This window comes from Streptomyces sp. NPDC053673 (assembly GCF_055585225.1).
Map to the genome: position 1 here is coordinate 23,379 of NZ_JBVJKN010000054.1, position 16,944 is coordinate 40,322.

Annotated in this window: 19 protein-coding genes and 3 pseudogenes; 5 read left to right on the forward strand and 17 right to left on the reverse strand. The window is 70.1% G+C overall.

The genetic code is table 11. The features are described 5' to 3' along the window. Positions 1 to 19: 19 nt before the first annotated feature. Positions 20 to 592: a helix-turn-helix domain-containing protein gene (locus tag ACZ6ZQ_RS36745; RefSeq protein ID WP_469772879.1), complete on the reverse strand. Its 573-nt coding sequence runs from the start codon at positions 590 to 592 to the stop codon at positions 20 to 22. A gap of 92 nt (positions 593 to 684) precedes the next feature. Between ACZ6ZQ_RS36745 and ACZ6ZQ_RS36750 the strand changes: the two genes are divergently transcribed. Further along, on the forward strand, positions 685 to 1,551 hold the full coding sequence (locus ACZ6ZQ_RS36750; protein WP_469772897.1) for an EamA family transporter: 867 nt from the start codon (positions 685 to 687) through the stop codon (positions 1,549 to 1,551). Between the two features lie 95 nt (positions 1,552 to 1,646). Here the strand turns inward: ACZ6ZQ_RS36750 and ACZ6ZQ_RS36755 are convergent, their stop codons facing one another. After that, entirely contained in the window at positions 1,647 to 2,384 is a 738-nt protein-coding gene (locus ACZ6ZQ_RS36755; RefSeq protein WP_469772880.1) for an acyltransferase, read from the reverse strand. A 127-nt stretch (positions 2,385 to 2,511) separates the two neighbouring features. On the opposite strand from ACZ6ZQ_RS36755, the gene ACZ6ZQ_RS36760 reads away from it, so the two are divergent. Continuing rightward, positions 2,512 to 3,735: an FUSC family protein gene (locus tag ACZ6ZQ_RS36760; protein ID WP_469772881.1), complete on the forward strand. Its 1,224-nt coding sequence runs from the start codon at positions 2,512 to 2,514 to the stop codon at positions 3,733 to 3,735. A 175-nt stretch (positions 3,736 to 3,910) separates the two neighbouring features. On the opposite strand, the gene ACZ6ZQ_RS36765 is transcribed toward ACZ6ZQ_RS36760, so the two are convergent. From ACZ6ZQ_RS36765 to ACZ6ZQ_RS36785, 5 genes and pseudogenes are all read right to left on the reverse strand, one after another. Further along, complete coding sequence (locus ACZ6ZQ_RS36765) at positions 3,911 to 4,075, reverse strand: CsbD family protein (RefSeq protein WP_469772882.1); 165 nt, start codon at positions 4,073 to 4,075, stop codon at positions 3,911 to 3,913. A gap of 117 nt (positions 4,076 to 4,192) precedes the next feature. After that, positions 4,193 to 4,729, reverse strand: a complete 537-nt coding sequence (locus ACZ6ZQ_RS36770) for a gamma carbonic anhydrase family protein (protein ID WP_469772883.1) — start codon at positions 4,727 to 4,729, stop codon at positions 4,193 to 4,195. A gap of 18 nt (positions 4,730 to 4,747) precedes the next feature. Then, the gene (locus ACZ6ZQ_RS36775) at positions 4,748 to 5,434 is read right to left on the reverse strand and encodes a DedA family protein (RefSeq protein WP_469772884.1); all 687 of its coding nucleotides are present in this window, start codon (positions 5,432 to 5,434) and stop codon (positions 4,748 to 4,750) included. 186 nt (positions 5,435 to 5,620) lie between these two features. Beyond that, positions 5,621 to 5,917, reverse strand: a pseudogene (locus tag ACZ6ZQ_RS36780) (DUF4442 domain-containing protein); the annotation flags it as partial. 196 nt (positions 5,918 to 6,113) lie between these two features. Further along, a complete protein-coding gene (locus ACZ6ZQ_RS36785) occupies positions 6,114 to 6,686 on the reverse strand; it encodes a rhodanese-like domain-containing protein (protein ID WP_469772885.1) in 573 nt (190 codons plus the stop codon). A gap of 80 nt (positions 6,687 to 6,766) precedes the next feature. Here ACZ6ZQ_RS36785 and ACZ6ZQ_RS36790 point away from each other — a divergent pair, with 80 nt between their 5' ends. After that, positions 6,767 to 7,054, forward strand: coding sequence for a metal-sensitive transcriptional regulator (locus ACZ6ZQ_RS36790; RefSeq protein WP_469772886.1), 288 nt, complete (start codon positions 6,767 to 6,769; stop codon positions 7,052 to 7,054). 35 nt (positions 7,055 to 7,089) lie between these two features. On the opposite strand, the gene ACZ6ZQ_RS36795 is transcribed toward ACZ6ZQ_RS36790, so the two are convergent. The 10 genes and pseudogenes from ACZ6ZQ_RS36795 to ACZ6ZQ_RS36840 form a co-directional block, all read right to left on the reverse strand. After that, the gene (locus tag ACZ6ZQ_RS36795) at positions 7,090 to 7,860 is read right to left on the reverse strand and encodes a sulfite exporter TauE/SafE family protein (protein WP_469772887.1); all 771 of its coding nucleotides are present in this window, start codon (positions 7,858 to 7,860) and stop codon (positions 7,090 to 7,092) included. Next, positions 7,857 to 8,219: a rhodanese-like domain-containing protein gene (locus ACZ6ZQ_RS36800; RefSeq protein ID WP_469772888.1), complete on the reverse strand. Its 363-nt coding sequence runs from the start codon at positions 8,217 to 8,219 to the stop codon at positions 7,857 to 7,859. Before ACZ6ZQ_RS36800 ends, ACZ6ZQ_RS36795 begins: the two co-directional genes overlap by 4 nt. 1 nt (position 8,220) lies before the next feature. Further along, the gene (locus ACZ6ZQ_RS36805) at positions 8,221 to 9,639 is read right to left on the reverse strand and encodes an MBL fold metallo-hydrolase (protein WP_469772889.1); all 1,419 of its coding nucleotides are present in this window, start codon (positions 9,637 to 9,639) and stop codon (positions 8,221 to 8,223) included. Positions 9,640 to 9,806: 167 nt separating this feature from the next. After that, on the reverse strand, positions 9,807 to 10,160 hold the full coding sequence (locus ACZ6ZQ_RS36810; protein WP_469772890.1) for a cation transporting ATPase C-terminal domain-containing protein: 354 nt from the start codon (positions 10,158 to 10,160) through the stop codon (positions 9,807 to 9,809). Continuing rightward, entirely contained in the window at positions 10,133 to 10,321 is a 189-nt protein-coding gene (locus ACZ6ZQ_RS36815; protein ID WP_469772891.1) for a hypothetical protein, read from the reverse strand. The genes ACZ6ZQ_RS36810 and ACZ6ZQ_RS36815 overlap by 28 nt, the downstream gene beginning before the upstream one ends. Positions 10,322 to 11,029: 708 nt before the next feature. Next, a complete protein-coding gene (locus tag ACZ6ZQ_RS36820) occupies positions 11,030 to 11,602 on the reverse strand; it encodes a fasciclin domain-containing protein (RefSeq protein ID WP_469772892.1) in 573 nt (190 codons plus the stop codon). Between the two features lie 201 nt (positions 11,603 to 11,803). Then, positions 11,804 to 12,168, reverse strand: a pseudogene (locus tag ACZ6ZQ_RS36825) (glycosyl hydrolase family 65 domain-containing protein); the annotation flags it as partial. A gap of 73 nt (positions 12,169 to 12,241) precedes the next feature. Then, positions 12,242 to 12,376 (reverse strand): annotated as a pseudogene (locus tag ACZ6ZQ_RS36830) (hypothetical protein); the annotation flags it as partial. A 664-nt stretch (positions 12,377 to 13,040) separates the two neighbouring features. Continuing rightward, positions 13,041 to 13,919 carry a CBS domain-containing protein gene (locus tag ACZ6ZQ_RS36835; RefSeq protein ID WP_469772893.1) on the reverse strand — a complete coding sequence of 293 codons (879 nt, stop codon included), beginning with the start codon at positions 13,917 to 13,919 and terminating at the stop codon, positions 13,041 to 13,043. A gap of 59 nt (positions 13,920 to 13,978) precedes the next feature. Beyond that, positions 13,979 to 14,854 (reverse strand): universal stress protein, encoded by an 876-nt coding sequence (locus ACZ6ZQ_RS36840; RefSeq protein WP_469772894.1) that lies wholly within the window; start codon positions 14,852 to 14,854, stop codon positions 13,979 to 13,981. A gap of 290 nt (positions 14,855 to 15,144) precedes the next feature. On the opposite strand from ACZ6ZQ_RS36840, the gene ACZ6ZQ_RS36845 reads away from it, so the two are divergent. After that, positions 15,145 to 15,567 (forward strand): Hsp20/alpha crystallin family protein, encoded by a 423-nt coding sequence (locus ACZ6ZQ_RS36845; RefSeq protein WP_469772895.1) that lies wholly within the window; start codon positions 15,145 to 15,147, stop codon positions 15,565 to 15,567. Positions 15,568 to 15,948: 381 nt separating this feature from the next. Further along, positions 15,949 to 16,416 (forward strand): acetate--CoA ligase family protein, encoded by a 468-nt coding sequence (locus tag ACZ6ZQ_RS36850; protein WP_469772896.1) that lies wholly within the window; start codon positions 15,949 to 15,951, stop codon positions 16,414 to 16,416. Positions 16,417 to 16,944 lie beyond the last annotated feature (528 nt).

Sequence of the window (16,944 nt, forward strand, 5' to 3'; positions counted from 1 at the left end):
CGCGCCCCGATTGGGCGTCTCAGCGTACGGGCGGGATGGACACGGCCATGGTCATCTCGACCTTCTCCGTGCCGTTGTTGCGGTAGGTGTGCGGGACGTTCGCCTCGAAGGTCGCCGACGTGCCGGCGGGGACCCTGTGGGACTCCCCCTCGATGACGAGAGTGAGTTCGCCCGCGGTGACATGCAGAAGCTCGACGGTGCCGTCGGGGTGCGGGTCCGAGGCGCTCTCCTCGCCCGGCATCAGCGTCCAGGCCCACAGTTCGAGGGGGCCGCGGGCCTCGGTTCCGACGAGCAGCGTGGTGGAGCTGCCGCCCGGGGTGGACCACATGCGGACGGCCTGCTCCTGCGGTACGAGCCGGACCTGGGGGCCCTGCTCGAAGTCGAGGAGCGTGGTGATGCTGACACCCAGGGCGTCGGCGAGCTTCACCGTCGTACCGACGCTCGGATTGGTGCGCGCCTGCTCAATCTGAATGATCATGCCGCGGCTGACCCCGGAGCGCGCCGCGAGTGCGTCGAGCGTGAAGCCCCGCTCGCCGCGCCAGCGCTTGAGGTTACGGGCGAGCGACTGCGTGAGCTGGTCGAGGTCCGACACATTCCGTCCAATATCATGAATGGCAGAGTTCAATACAATGCACTACGGTGTGGTGCACCCGATCGTTCACCGAACTGTACTGCGAGGCATCCATGACGGCACTGTTCGCCTTGGCCGCGAGCCTCCTCTGGGGCCTGGCCGACTTCGGCGGCGGGCTGCTCACACGACGTACGCCCGCGCTGACCGTGGTCGTGGTGTCGCAGACGATCGCGGTGGTCGTGCTCGGCGCGATCGTGATCGCGACAGGAGGCTGGAGCGAAGCCGGTCCCCAGCTCTGGTACGCGGTGGCTGCCGGTGTCGTCGGCCCGGTCGCGATGCTGAGCTTCTACAAGGCGCTGGCACTCGGCCCGATGGGTGTCGTCTCTCCGCTCGGCTCGCTGGGGGTCGTCGTACCGGTCTCGGTGGGGCTGCTCGTCGGGGACCGGCCGGGGCTGCTGCAGTTCGCGGGCATCGCGGTGGCGGTGGTCGGCGTACTGCTCGCGGGCGGGCCCGAGCTGCGCGGGGCGCCCGTCCAGCGGCAGGCGATCCTGCTGACACTGCTGGCGGCCTTCGGCTTCGGTTCTGTGATGGCGCTGATCGCCGAGGCGTCGACCACCATCACCGGTCTGTTCCTGGCACTGCTCGTGCAGCGCGTCACCAATGTGGCGGTGGGCGGCGCAGCCCTGTACGTCTCGGTGAAACGGGGTGCGCGGGCGCTGCCGGAGGACGGCGGGCTGCGGGTCGTCCGCGATGCGCTGCCGGCCCTCGCCTTCGTGGGCCTGGCGGACGTCGCCGCCAACGGCACGTACTCGATCGCCGCACAGCAGGGCCCGGTGACGGTCGCGGCGGTGCTCGCCTCGCTCTATCCGGTGGTCACCGCGCTGGCCGCACGCGGCGTGCTCAAGGAGCGGCTGCGCGCCGTACAGGCGGCAGGCGCCGGGCTCGCACTCGTCGGCACGGTGCTGCTGGCCACCGGCTAGGCCGTGTTTGAGAACTCCCGCCTGGCGCTAGTTCTCAAACACGGCCTAGGCCCTGTCCGACCCGCCGGGCTCTGCCTGACCTGGTCACGGGCCGATCAGCCTTCCTCCAGCTCCGCGAGCGCGACGAGCTGCTGGGGGGTGACGCCGTCGGGGATCGGCACCGGCGCGGGCGTCCGCAGCGGCGGCTGCCACCCCTTCTCCGGGTCCCAGCTCCGTACGACCCTGGCGGGCGCACCGGCGACCACCGCGTTGTCGGGCACCTCACCCCGTACGACAGCGCCGGCCGCGACCACCACGTTGCGGCCGAGCCGCGCGCCGGGGAGGACCACCGCGCCCGTGCCCAGCCAGCAGCCGGGACCGATCTCCACGGGCTCGGCCCGAGGCCACTGTTTGCCGACCGGCGTGTGCGGGTCGTCGTAGCTGTGGTTGGTCGAGGTGATGTAGACGTACGGGCCGCAGTACGTGTCCGACCCGATCGTCACCGTCGTGTCCGCGATGACATGGCTGCCGCGCCCGAGCACCACGCCGTTGCCGAGCGTCAGGATGGGGTCGGGCCCGAGGTCGAGGTCCGGCATCATGCCGGCCGTCAGCGTCACCTGCTCGCCGATGATGCAGTGGTCACCGAGCTCGATCCACGCCTCGCCGAACACGGTTCCCTGCGGGAACGCGAGCCGCGTCCCGGTGCCGAGCCTGCGGAAGCGCAGCCGTCCTGGCTGCTCCGCCGTGACCGCGCCCGTGTCCTGCACCCAGCGCCAGCCGCGGTGCACGGCGCGGGCGAGAACACGGCGTCGCCAGGCGGTCAGGGAGGAGAACGTGTTTCTGTTCTTCGGCACCCGGACACGGTAGTCGGCGCGGACTGGGCCGGTGAGAGCGGCGAACTGTGATCTTCACCCCATGGCCAGGGGGTGAGTCCGGGGACCGGGGTGTCTCACCGGCGCCACCGGCGGGGATGGGAAGAGAGTGTCCGAAGCCACCGAACCACTGCGCGACTTCGTACGGCGACACAGGGAACCGGCCGTCGTCCAGACCGTGCGCTCCACCGCGGCCGCCGTCATCTCGTACGTCGTCGCCCTTCAGCTGAGCAGCGAACCCGCGCCACTGACCGCGCCGCTCACCGCGCTGCTCGTCGTGCAGGTGACTCTGTACTCGACACTCACCACCGGCATCCGCCGGGTGAACTCGGTGGTGGCGGGGGTACTGATCGCGATCGGCTTCAGCGCCCTGGTGGGGTTGAGCTGGTGGAGCCTCGGGCTGCTGATCCTGGCGTCGTTGGTGATCGGCCGGTTCGTGAAGGTGGGCGAGTTCGTGCCCGAGGTGGCCATCAGCGCCATGCTCGTGCTCGGCGTCACCCAGGTGACGGCTACGGCCTGGGACCGGGTGCTGGAGACCCTGATCGGCGCCGTCGTAGGGCTCCTGTTCAATGTGCTCTTCGTGCCGCCCGTTTGGGTGAACGACGCCAGCGAGGCGATCACGGACCTCGCCGCCCGGATGGTGCGGCTGCTGTCGAGCCTCGGCGACGCGCTCGCCGATCACACGCCGGTGGCGCAGGCCGCGGCCAGGCTGCACGAGGCCCGCCGGCTCGACCACGAGATCGTGCAGGTCGACGCGGCCCTGCGCCAGGCGGAGGACAGTCTGCGGCTCAATCCCCGGGTCAAGGAGCCGCTGCTTTCGCGGCTCGTGCTGCGCACGGGACTGGATGCGCTGGAGATCTGCGCGGTGATCCTCCGTGTGTCCAGCCGGACGCTCACCGACCTGGCCAAGACCCGGCCGGCCGGCACGCTCTTCCCGCCGCATGTGACCCCGGCGCTGCAGGAACTGTTCGGCCATCTGTCCGCCGCGATCGAGTCCTTCGCCGAGCTGATCACCTCGCAGGTCTCGGAGAACGCCGAGGAGGCGGAATCACGCCTCGCCGGGGAACTCGCCGCGGGCCGTGAGTGCCGCGACCGGGTGGCCGGGCTCCTGCTCGACGGCGTCCGCGAGGACCACGAGCACTGGCAGCTCCACGGGGCACTGCTCGCGGAGGCGGACCGGATCCTGGACGAGCTGGACGTCGAAAAACGCTCGGAGCGGCTGATCGAGGAGCTGGACCGGCACTCCAGCCGGCCGCCGGCCGGGCGCCAGTGGCTCGACGACGTGAAGCGCCGGGTGCGCCACAGCGTGCGGCGCGGCGGCGAAAAGGGCTGAGGACCGCTTTCCGAACACTTCCCGCGGACTACCCGCGGTCATCCCGGGTATCCCGGGCATCCCAGCCAATCCCAGGGGCCTCACAGGGACATCGCGGGGACATCGCAGCGGGGCGGCCGCACCACGTCGAGTACGGGTGCGGCCGCCCCGGTCACGAGCGGCGTCCTGGGACGGACTACCGTCCGGACTTCTTGATCCGTTCAGCCGCGTCCTCCGCGGCCCTGCCCGCCATCTGCTCGCCGCGGCCCTCGGACTGCATGCCCTGGTCGCCCAGCGCCTTGCCGGTGGTTTCCTTCATCTTGCCCTTGGCCTGCTTCGCCCTGGCCTTTGCCTTGCCCATGACGGTTGTCCCTTCACTGTGGGGGGTGGACTGGCGTATCCACCTTGCGCCGATCACTCAGCGTCCGCAATCGGTGACACAGTCCGCATGGGCCGTCGGGCTGGCGGCGCCCCGCCGTCAGCCGCCCAGGGCTGCCTGGTGCGCCTTCGCCAGCTCCAGGTACATCGCGGCGTTGAGCTTGATGCCCTCGCGCTCCTCGTCGGTCAGCTCGCGCCTGACCTTGGCGGGTACGCCCGCGACCAGGGAACCCGGCGGGACCCGCATGCCCTGCGGGACGAGTGCCTGTGCGGCGATGAGCGAGCCGGCGCCGATGTGGGCACCGTTGAGCACGGTGGCGCCCATGCCGACGAGCACGTCGTCCTCGACGGTGCAGCCGTGCAGCACGGCGTTGTGCCCGACGGACACACGCTCACCGACGGTCACCGGGAAGCCGGGGTCGACGTGCACGGTGCAGTTGTCCTGGATGTTGCTGTCGGCACCGAGGACGATCGGGCCGCAGTCGGCGCGCAGTACGGCGTGGTACCAGACGCTCGCACCGGCCGCGAGGGTGACGTCGCCGATCACGACGGACGTGGGCGCGGTGAACGCGTCGGGAGCGATCTGCGGCTCCTTCCCGCCCACTCCCGAGATCAGTGCCTGCTCGCGCTCTGCCATCGCCTTCTCCTCATACGTCTACTGTGCCGCGCCTGTCCGAACCGTAGGCGACGGCTCCTCCGCGGCGTCCGCGGGGGCGTCACCAGCGCTCTCGGCGCGCTCGGCCGCCTTCTTGGCGCGGTTCTTGAGGACGAGCATCGAGGTGAGACCGATCAGCACGGCCAGCACCAGACCCAGCCACGAGAAGCGCTTCAGCCAGGCCTCGGCGACCACGCCGACCGAGTAGATGACGGCGGTCGTACCGCCCGCCCAGAGGATGCCGCCGAAGACGTTGGCGATGAGGAACTTCCAGTACGGCATGCGCAGGACACCGGCGAGCGGACCGGCGAAGATCCGCAGCAGCGCGACGAAGCGGCCGAAGAACACGGCCCACATGCCCCACTTCTCGAAGGACCGCTCGGCCATCGCGATGTTGGCTTCGCTGAAGTGCTTGGGGAACTTCCCGCCGCACCAGCCCAGCAGCGGGCGGCCGCCCTTGCGGCCGATGGCGTACCCGATCGAGTCGCCGACGATCGCGCCGGCGGTTGCGCAGGCGCCGAGCACCCAGGGGTTGATGTCCCCGTGTTGGGAGGCGAGGAGCGCGGAACTGACGAGGACGATCTCACCCGGCAGCGGGATGCCGAGACTCTCGAGCCCGATGACCACCCCCACCAGGATGTAGATGCTCACCGCGGGGACGGTCTCGAGCCACTCCTGGACGTGCAACGCCGTTCCTCCGTTGTCATCGGCCCTGGCCCGTGGTCTGCGGGCGTGGTGGGTGGCCGGATCTCATCGGGCTGGGCCGCCCGGGGTGCGCCGCGGAAGGCGCACCCGGGGCAGCCTACCTGGAGGCACGGCCGCCCCCGGCGTCCGGAACGGGACACCAGGGGCGGCTCACATCCGTCGTGCGGTTCAGGCGTTCGGACGGAGCGTCCAGACAACGGTCATCTCGCCCGTCACCGCTCCGTCCGAGTCGCGCGTGATCGCGATCTCGACCGGGAACTCGGGGCGCTCGCCCGCGTCCAGCTCCGCGACGACATCGGCGGCGGGGCGGCCGAAGGTGGCCGTCGCCGTGACGACGCCCATCGCGAGCTTCTTGTAGCCGATCTCGGCCTTGACGGCGAGCGGCACGGCGCGGGAGAGCTGGTCGCCGAAGGCGGCGAGCACGATCGCGCCGCTCGCGGACTCGGCGAGCGTGAACATCGCTCCGGGGATTCGCCCGTAACCACACCAGTGACACCGGTTCTCCTCCCCGGCGGCAGGACGGCATCCTGATCCACGTCCTGCTCGTCCTCAACGACCTGCGAGTCACATCGAACGCTGCTGCTGGAAAGGGCCGGGGCAGTCCGTCGGGCGACAAGGACCGGCGCGGACTCCGCCCTGGCCGTGCGCGGGTCTTGTCGGTTCAGCGGCGGCGCAGGGTGGCCAGGGTGCGCTCGAGGTCGGCCGGCCGAGGCCGGTTGTACGGCAGTTTGGCCAGGAGGGCTGCCATGCCGCAGGTGTTGGTGAGGGCGGAGAAGACGAGCCCGCCGGCGACTCCCGCCGAAAGCAGATGCCAGGCTGGGTGGAGGAGACCGAGGGCGAGACCCGCCAGCACGAGGGCGCCTGCGGTGAAACGGACTTGGCGCTCCATGGACCATGTCCTGCGGGTGGGGCCGTCGGGGCGGTGAAGTTCATGGCCTTCCTCCGCCCAGGCTTGCGTGCCTCCTACCAGGGTCGCGGCGGGGATGCCGTGTTCGGCGAGAAGCACGCAGGCGCTGTCGGATCGGGCTCCTGAGGCGCAGACCATGAGGAGATTCACACGGTCGGCGGCTTGCTTGATCGCGGGCAGCGCACGGTCGAGCAGATCGAGCGGGATGTTGAGTGCGCCGGGCAGGTGGCCTGAGGCGTATTCGGCGGGGGTGCGGACGTCGATGACCGTGAGCTCGTCCAGTCGGGGGCGCACCTGCTCGGGGGTGAGTGCGGCGGTCGTGTTCATGTCGGGTGTCATCCTTGGGATTGGCCGGTGGAGCCCCCAGGGGAGTAAATTACCCCCAGGGGTATACATAGGGAGTGGTTGTGGAACTGGATCTCGCTGGTGCCGAGCTGCGCGCCGTACTGAATCGGCTGCGCCGGGCTCAGGGTCAGATCTCCGGCGTGATCCGGATGATCGAGGAAGGGCGCGACTGCGAGGAAGTCGTGACGCAGCTCGCCGCTGCATCCCGCGCCCTCGACCGGGCAGGGTTCGCGATCATCGCCACGGGCCTGCAGCAGTGCATGGCCGATATTGAGAGCGCGCGGGCGAACGGGGAGGACCGGGAGCAGATGCGTGCGCGGCTGGAGAAGCTCTTCCTGTCGCTCGCCTGACGGGCGTCGGCGGGCGGCTGCCGGTCCGACGGCTGTCATACGAAGCTGCCGATCAGCATGAGGCCGGCGACCGCCAGCAGGATGCGGGCGAAGATCCGCCGGAGCGTGTCGGCCTCCACCTTCCCCGACCAGCGTTTCCCGTCCCAGGCGCCGAGGATCGCGGCCCCGGTGAAGGGCGCGACGACCGACCAGTCGAGCGCGTCCGCCGTGCCGGTACGGGGGGCCAGAGCGGCGAGCGCATTGATGGTGATCACCAGCAGGCTGGTGCCGACGGCGGTCCGCATCCGCAGGCCGAGCGTGGTGACCAGGGCCGGTACGGCGAGGAACCCGCCACCCACCCCCAGTACGCCGGTGACGGCCCCCAGTCCGGCCCCGGCTGCCGCCGCCGGGCCCTTGCGCACGGCGCGGTCGGCCTCGACCGCCTCGGTCGGCGTACGGACCACCTCGGTCGGTGTGCGCAGCATCCGCACCGCCGCGAGGGCCGCGACGACCGCAAACGCCCCGGTCAGTACAGCTGGGGGCAGTCGTCCCGCGACCGCGCCGCCGAGTGCTGCAGGTACCAGGCCGGCGGCGGCGAAGAGGGTGCCCGTACCCCATCGGACGTTGCCATCGCGAGCGTGCGCGTACAAGCCGGTGGCCGCGGTGGCGGCGACGATGACGAGGCTCGCGGTGGTGGCCTCGGCCGGAGTGAAGCCGAGCAGGTGGATCAGCGCCGGCACGGCCAGCACGGCGCCACCGCCCCCAAGGGACCCGAGCGCAAGCCCGACGACCGCTCCGGCGGTCAGAGCGAGCAGCAGCGTACTCACGCGATCGATCCGCTCGCGCCGCGCCCGTCCACCACAGGCAGACCTGCCTCGGCCCAGGCGGCCATGCCACCGGTCACGTCCACGACCGCCAGGCCGCAGGCGGCCAGCAGTTCCGCGGCGCGTCGAGAACGGTTGCCGGAACGGCAGATCACCACCAGCGGCCGGCCGCGGGCGAGTGCGGGAAGCTCGGCCCCGGCGGCGAGCGCACTCAGCGGCAGATGGATGGCCCGCGGGGCATGACCGGCGGCCCATGCGTGCGCCTCGCGCACATCCAGCAGCACGGAACCGCCCGGGTCGAGTGTGTGCTCGCGGGCTTCGGCGGGGTCGACCCGGCCGAGCCCTCGATGGAAGGGAGACATGTCACGCTCCTGTTGACGAGTCGTCACGAGTCGCTGGTGGAGGGGCAACCGGGCCCGGTCGGCCCTCTACGACGGGCAGACCCGCAGCCCGGGCCGAGTCGAAGCCGTCATCGACGGCAACCACCTCACGGCCGGCCGCGTCCAGCAGAGAGGCGGCGATCGCGGCCCGCATCCCGCCGGCGCAGTGCACCCACACCGTCCCCGGAGGCATCTCCCTGATCCGTGCACGCAGCTCGTGAAGGGGAATGTGCAACGAACCCGCGATATGAGCCTCGGCCCGCTCGGAGTTGCGCCGGACGTCCAGGACGACCACCCCCTGTTCGGCGTCCCGGGCGGCGAGTCCGGCGAAGGTGGTGCGCGGGAAGGAGCGGGGCCGCTCGCCCTCGCGTACCCATCCACCCGGTGAGCCGGTGGCGGCCGCTGCGGGCCGGTCGACACCGACCCGGACGAGTTCACGCTGGGCGTCGGCCAGCTGCTCCGCCGACTCGGCGAGCAGCGTGACGGGCTTGCCCCACGGAACCAGCCAGGCCAGATAGGTGGCGAGCTGCCCCGCCGCCTCGAAGTTGAACGAACCGGCGACATGACCCTTCGCGAAGGCGACACGGCTGCGCAGGTCGACCACCCATTCGCCGGCGGCCAGCCGCTCGGCGATCTCCTCGGCGTCCGCGACGGCGGGCGGCGTCAGGTCGACCGGCTCCGGCCCCTGCGCATTCAGCGGGCCCATGTGGGCGTAGTAGGCAGGAATGTCGTCCAGGCCGGCAAGCAGTTCCGTGACGAAGGTGTCGGCGTCCTTGACCAACGCTTCGTTGGTGAACCGCTCCTTGCCGATGGTCGTGGCGTCCCCGGCGGCCTGCGCCGAGGAGCAGAGGCTACCGAAGCCGTGGGTGGGCAGAACGGCCGTGTCGTCGGACAGTTCGTCCGCCAGCCGGTGCACGGAGGCGTGCTGGGCGCGCGCCAGCCGCTCGGTGAGACCCGGCTCGACCAGATCGGGACGGCCGACCGTACCGATCAGCAGCGAGCCTCCGGTGAAGGCGGCGACAGCCTCGCCCGACTCCTCCAGGACGTACGCGGTGTGGTGCGGGGTGTGGCCGGGCGTGGCCAGCGCGCGCAGCACCAGGGCCGTGTCGATCGCCGTCCGGTCCCCGTCGGCGACCGGGACGCGGTGGTACGAGACCCGCGCCCCGGCAGGCACCAGGTAGGCGGCGCCGGTGAGGCGGGCCAGCTCCAGGCCTCCGGTCACGTAGTCGTTGTGCACATGCGTCTCGGCGACGTGCGTGATCCGCACACCGCGGCGGGCCGCCGCCTCCAGCACCCGGTCGACGTCCCGCGGCGGATCGACCGCCACAGCGGCGTCCGCGCCTCCGGCCACGTAGCTCCGGTTGCCGAGCCCAGAGACCTCAACGGTGTCGATGAAGAACACAGCTCCACTCCTTGTCGCAGCGATTTACCCCGGGGGGTATATCTCCACCGTAGCAGAATTACCCCCAGGGGTATTTCTGCGGATCGCACGGATGTGCTGACTGCCCCGCCACGCCCCGCAGTGAGCCGGGACGCCGACCACCCAGGTGGCTCAGTGCTCGTGGGTCTTCAACTGGACCGTCGTGCGCGCCGTGGACGCTCCGGTCTCAGTCGCGCCTGGTGGCGCATGACGCCGTGGCCGAGGCCGGACAGCGCGACGGCGATCGCCAGGTCAGTGAGGGGAAGTGGCTCGGTACCCAGCAGGGCCCGCGGGGGAGGGGGGTAGACACCGGCCGCCTGGAGGATCAGGGCCGTGCCGACGGCGACCAGCAGAAACGGGCTGGCCAGGCTTCCCGGGCGGGCTCGGGACCCGAGTGCCACGCCGAGGATCGGGAACATCATGGACTGCCCGGGGCGGCCGGTCTCCCGGGCCCAGGCCCCGGCAGCAAGGGTCACTACGGCGACGAAGGCATCCGCGGCCACAGACCGGCACCCCGTTGCCGGTCAGGTCGGCGGTCCAGCACGCTCTCCGCGCGAGGCCGCGGCGGGTGGATGCCGAGGTGCTCGGCCACGGCCCGTGCGGTCAGCGGGCGGTCGTCGGTGTTGAGTACGGGGACGATTCCGGCCCGTTTGCAGGCGGCCATGGTCTTCTCCGACGCGCTCTGGGGCGGGTCCAGGATGCCAACAAGGCCGAACAGCGACGGGCCCGACTACCGTGGTCGGGTCCCTTACGGCAGTTCCTCATGGCCGGCCGAGGCAACGGCGAGGACGCGGTACCCGTTGCGTGCCAGCACCTCGGCCTGAGCCACCGCCCGGGCAAGCACGTCCGGGCCGTCGCCCCTGCCGCGAGCAGGGCGACCTCCGTAGGATCGCCCAGCTCCCGCCATTTCGTGGAGCGGTCCGACGGGGGCTCCAGCGCAGCGTCGTTGCACGGCATCGCGACACGCAACAGCGCCGCCAGGTCGGGGACATCGCCTGGGGTGACCGTCTCGCCCTCGCGGACGACCTGGCCCTCGGGTTCGTAGCCCGTGCCCATGGCTGTGGCCTCTCCGCGCGGAGTCCACAGCTGTTCGGCTACCATCCGGCCCGCGGTCAAGGTGCCGGTCTCGTCGGTGGCGATCACGGTCACGGAGCCCAGGGTCTCCACCGCGGGCAGTCTGCGGACGATTGCCTGCCGGTCCGCCATCCGCCGTGTCCCAGTGCGAGAGCGAGCGTCACGACGGCAAAGAGGTTTCGGAACGGCCGCGACGGCGAGGCTGATCGCCGCGACGATCCACTCCTCAGAATGCCACCGCGAAGTCCAGCCACGACCACCAGTCCACACTTGACCAGCCCATCGAGGCACCCCCGGGTCAGGCAGGAGGGGTGAGTAGCGCGTCGATGAAGTAAACGGTCGCGTTGGCGGCGGCGATGTTGCCGCAGACGATGTTTGCCGTGTCATTGACCTTGTAAGAGGTGCCCGAGCCGGAGGTGGTGAGCTCGGAGCCTTCAAGCGTCTTGAACGTGCCGTTCGGCAGCTGGCTCGGTGTGATGTTGTCGTCCACCACGTGGTAGGTCAGTACCTTCTTCAACTGGTCGGGATCGTTCAGCATTGAGTCGCGCTGTGCTTGAGACAAGCTGTTGAAGGCGTGGTTGGTAGGTGCGAAGAGGGTGATGTTGTCCGATTGGTTGAGGGTGTTGTCCAACCTGGCCTTCTTCAACGCCGATGACAGCTGTGCCAGCTGGCGGCTTCCGGCCGCGGCATCCGCCACCCTCTGCTTGGCCATGGTGGTGACACTGCCTTCCCCCTTCTTGGGTAGCTCCGAGCAGTCGGGGCCGAACGTTCCCGTCGGAGTGGGAGTCGGCTCCTGTGCGTAGGTCTGCGGGGCGAATGCACCGAGCGCGAGCGGAACCGCGATCGCCGCTGCGATTGCGGCCTGTGCCATGCGAGCTCCCATGAGTCTCACCTCGAACCCTCCTTGGGGGACGACCTTGTGAGCGTGCTGGCTGTGGCCGCTCGGCCGGCCATGAGACCGCGACGCTTCCACATAACCAGCCCCCATCGGGGAGCGCACTTCGGGCTCGTGGTGCCCCACGGTGACCGGGCCCTGGACCGCTGATCCGTTCGGCGCCGGCCTCGGGGCGGATCACCTTGTCGGCAGCACAAGCGTGCAGGTCTCCCCCGATGCGATGGTGACGGCCCAGTCGGTCAGCACCACGCGGATCGGTGACTCATCCGAGTCGGACACGGCAATACGCAACTGCCCGCTCTGCAGCCGTATGCCGACACCTCAGTGACCGCGGTAACGCAGCGAGAACCCGCACTCGGACAGCACCGGGAGCGGCACCGGGTCCAGCCACAGCGCGTCCCCGCGGGTCTCCAGGCCGGTCAGGTCACTCTGCACGAGATCGAGGGTCCCCGGCCATGGCGCCGAGGTGGATACCTTCGCCGGTCGTGCCTCCTTGAAGATCGGCGATGTCCGCCTCGAGAGCCCTGGCAGTACTTCCATGCCATGCAGCATGCCATGCAGCCGCTGCGCCTTCTCACGGCCGTCGCTACCGCTCTGCCACGGGTACATCGCCCCAGCCCGGCCCACTTCATCGGCCGCCCGGCAGGCTTGCGGAAGGCGCCGGTGGCGGTAGTTCAACAGAGCCCGGGAGACCTCGGGAGAGTGCAGGCTCAGATACGGAAGCGCGAACAGCTCGTCGCAGAAGAGCATGACGCTGGTACGCCTCACCGTGCAGTCCACGGGTTGGCACCCTCACGTCCAGGTCGGCGTTGGCCGCCATCACCCGGGCACGCACCCACCTCATCGTGGCAGGAGACCAGAATCTCTGGCGGAAGCGAGGCGGTGTCGCCGCCACACTGCTGGACGCCGCCGTCGAAGGCGGTCCCGCGTCGGCGAGGGAGGCCGAGTCGAGCTGCACAAGCAGCGCTACCAAGTGCTGTCCAGGCAGCCTGAATCGAGCGTCGCACTCGGCGAGAGTATCAGCGGGCACCGGGCGAACATCCTCGTACAGAACGCCAACGGTTCCGCGTCGAGCGCCGTCTTGCTGGATCCGGGGCTGACTGACGACAGCGACGCGGCGCGTCATGTGAGACTCATGCTGCATCGCCGGAAGCTCAGCGTGGAGGCTCTACGATGCCGACGGGAGCTGAGTGATCACGGCTTGTGCGGGACTCATCACTTCCCGTGCGCCTTGTGGTGCTTGGTGCTTGACCACGGCTCTGAACGCCTACGAGAAGGGGCTCCGACACATCACCCGTTGCCCAGCGCCGCAACGGATGCGGTGGTTCAGCTCGGGGCCGGTGGTTGCAGTGCACCAGGGCGCCCGTCAGCAGCAGTTCCGGGCGGTGTAGTGACCGCTCTGGCCTCGGGGGGCTCATGCTGGGGTGAGATGAGTGGTCACCTCGATCACGTCGTCGATCTCCTTGATCTGCTCGAGCAGACGCGGAACATCGGCTTCGGCCATCCGGCCGGTCAGTCCGACGACGCCGTCCCGCACGGTGACCTCGACCGTGGCACGAGCGGCCGGGAAGTGGTCGCCGAGGATCACGGTCTCGATCTCCTGACGGATCCTGTCGTCGTCGCGTATCAGGGCCTGCAGCAGAGCGTTTCGGTGCACGACCCCCACCAGCCGCCCTTCGTGGTCCGTCACCGGAACCCGTTTCAGCCGGGAAAGAGCCACCAGCCAGGCGGCTTCGGCGACCGTCGAGCCGGGCAGGACGGTGACGGCCGGGGCGGTCATCAGGGTCTCGGCTGTCAGGGCCCGCGCTTCGTCGCGCAGGCGGTGTTCGCGGAGCCGGCCGATGGGTCCTGGGCGGTGCCCGGACGCCTCCACCGCCGCCTTCGCCAGCAGGTCGGACTCGGACACCACGCCGAGCACATGGTCGTCTCCGTCCACCACCGCCACGGATCCGACGTGCTCTCGCGCCAGCATCCGGGCGATGTCGAGGAACGGCAGATCCTCGCGCACCGATGCGGCCGGCACGTCCATGACGTCCCGGACCAGCAACGGTGCGCGTTCGTCGCCGGACGGGGACGGTGCCGGGGCGTGTGCGGCCATGGTCCGCCCCGCACCTGCGGCCCGTTCCGCGACACGCGGGTGCCTCGCCGCGGCCTGCTTCGACGAGACGGTGGCAACGGCACCGAGGTAGCGCAGCAACATGTCCTGCCGCAACGGTTCGTCGGACCGCCACGGCTTCGCGGGCACCGCACGGCGTGCCTCGGCTCCTGCCGAGAACCTCTCGCGCTCGGTCACGACGGACTCCTCTCTGCGTCCGCGGCGGTGCATCTGCGGTTTCGCGGTGAATCAGGGCCTCAGGGCTTCTCGCCCGCCGCCGGTGGCACGGTGACCACGGGGCAGAGTGCGCGGTGCAGCAGTCCGTGCGGGACGGACCCAAGCCGCATGCCGCGGAACCCTTCCCGGCCGCGTCGGCCGACGACCACGGCGAGCGCGCGCTCGGAGACCTCGGCCAGTACCTCCACGGGATGGCCGCGCACCACCGCGTGATGAAGCGGGACGTCCCGGTAGGCGCCAGAGCGTGCGGCGGTGGCTTCGTGCAGCTGCCTGTGGCACGCCTCGAGCGCGGCACTCTCGTCGACGAATACCAGCAGCGGCGGTTGCCAAACCCAGACCGCGTGCACCGATGCTCCACGCCTGGCGGCGTCGTCCAGGGCATGGTCCAATGCGGCAGCAGCCGAGCGGCTGCCGTCCACACCGACCACCAACCGGGGAGGGTGGTCGGGGGTGTTGCCGGGATCCGGCACCACGACGACCGGGCAGGCGGCGTTGGCACTGACCGGGACGGCGGCGGATCGTGCGCTCAGGACTTCAGCCAACCTGCCCAGCCGGCGCGAGCCGAGCACCACGGTCCGGGCGTGCCTGGACTGCCGCACCAGGACCTGGGCCGGGTTGCCGTCGGTGATGAAGGTCGTCACCTCGAGGTCCGGCTGCTGCTCGTGAGCAAGCACTGTCGCCTTGTCGAGGGCCTCGTCGCCGAACTGCCGCAGGGCCTTGCGATGTGCTGTCTCCTCGACGCCACGCACATGGTGGGTCACCGGCAAAATCGCATGCACCAGCTTCAACGGCAAACCACAGCGTGCAGCCTCGTCGGCTGCCCAGGCAGCCGCTGCCCAGGCCGGCTCCGCGGCATCTACGCCGAAAACGATCGGAAGTTCTCCGCCGGCAGTCATGGCTGCTCCTCCACCGTTCCGCGGGGCAAGGGCGCCCCGTCGGCTGTCCGCGCCCGTAAATGCACCGTATGCTCCCGGCCCGGCAGGACGGCAGGACCGATTGGTCCCGCGCTCCGGTCCGTTCGGCACGGGCTGGGAACTCCCCCTGTGGACCGCCCGCGGCCGTGATCGCAGGCCAGCCGCACAGGGCGGGACGTTCGGGCCCCGTCGCGACCTCTTCGGCCCCTGCCTACCGGCGACGCGACGAAGTGGACTGGAGGAGTCGCATAACCAACCGAGGAGGCACGGTCATGGCCGTACTCGCACGCAGGCAGAGGTTCTCGTTCCCGGAGTTGCCGGACTGGTTCGAGGGCTTCCCCGCACGGTTCTCGATGCCTGCCATGGCTGCCCTGTACGCCGTACGGATCGAGGACTACGTGGAGGGAGACCGGTATGTGATCCGGGCGGAACTCCCGGGCATCGAGGTCAAGGACCTGGACGTCATGGTCGGGGACGGCATGCTCACCATCAAGGCCGAGCGCACCGAGCGCGAGGTGGAGAAGAATCGCAGCGAGATCCACTACGGATCGCTCACACGCAGCGTCGCCCTGCCCGGCAACGCGCAGGAGAACGACATCCGCGCCGAGTACACCGACGGCATGCTCACCGTCAGCGTCGGCCTCGGCGAGGAGAAGACGGAGGCCAAGCACATCGAGATCACACACACGACGTGACCCGTTTCCGCGCCGCGCTTGGCCGCGCCGCCCGGTGGAGCGGATATTCCGTCCCACCGGGCGCGCTCGCGTGGCCCGACAGTCCCAGGCACGATGAAGCGACCAGATGGAGCCCCGGCATGGCGGGGCTCCATCTGGATCATCGCAACCGGGCAGCAGGCGTAGTGCAGCACCATGCTTCGGCCCCGCCGCCGACCGCTACGATCGGTGGCCGTCGCCGCCGTCCCGTCTCCCCGTCGATCTGCTCCTGGCCCACTGCTCGAGGCTCTCACCGGCCCCGTAGGGAGGGAGAGGCGAGGTAGCCCCGGCTATGGGACCGTTCGGCCCACGCTTGCCGCTCGCGAGCGGCAAGCGTGGGCAACGCACGACGGGAGAAACACCGTGGAAGCCCGGACTCCCACCGCATTCATCGGCCTCGGCCACGCCTTCAGGCACTATGACGAGGTGGTCAAGGCGGTCATCGACGTGCTGCGGAAGCGGGCCGGCCGCCGATGGCTGTGGCTGGCATCGCACACCGAGTCCCGTCCGGCCCTGTCCGGCGACCATGCACGCGTGCCGCGGCTGTACGACGACATGTCCAGGGAAGACCTGAGACTCCGGTTCTTCACCACGAACCGCGATCGCGCTCGGCAGGCCGCCGGTCGGCAGCACTCCCTCTGCGTCCAGCCACTGACCGAGCGCAGTGTGGAACTGTTCGAGGGCGTCTTCCAGGACGAGTTCTTCGGACCAGTCCTGTTCGGATGGGGCGGTACCGCGCCCGAGGTACTCGTCGACCATATCGCCCAGCTCGCCCCGCCCACCGGCAGGATGTCCGTGAGCTGCTCAACGGCCCGCTCCGTGTCACGCTGAGCTCGACGTGGGATGGGCCGGTCCCCGCCGGAGTTGGGCCCATCGGGGCCTGGCAGCGATCACCTCCACCCGCCTCGGCACGCTGCTCGTCGCGACTCGCCCGATGACCACGCGTTCCGCTTCTGCCGTCAGGTCCTCGTCCGGCCGGAGAAAGACTGTCAGCAGGTCGGAGCGACTAACGATCCCTTCGAGCCGCCCGGACTAGTCCACGACGGGCATTCTCTTGACGTGCTCACGGGCCATGAGCGCAACGCTTGGGGCAGCGTGGCCCTGGCGGGCACGGTCACTGCGGGACTGGTCATGAGCTGCTCGGCGGTCGATCCTCCGGCTCTCGCGATGTCATGCGGACGGCGTCGCTGTTGTGTGAGGGTGGGGTTACTGACGCTGAACTCCTCCTTTGCCAGCAGATCCGCCTCGGAGACCACCCCCACGACTTAGAGGAGCTAACACAATGACTGGACGCGTCGGTAGGTAATGACGCAGCAGGCCAGCTTCAGGAAGGCTTCGTGAATGTCGTCGCGGATGTCC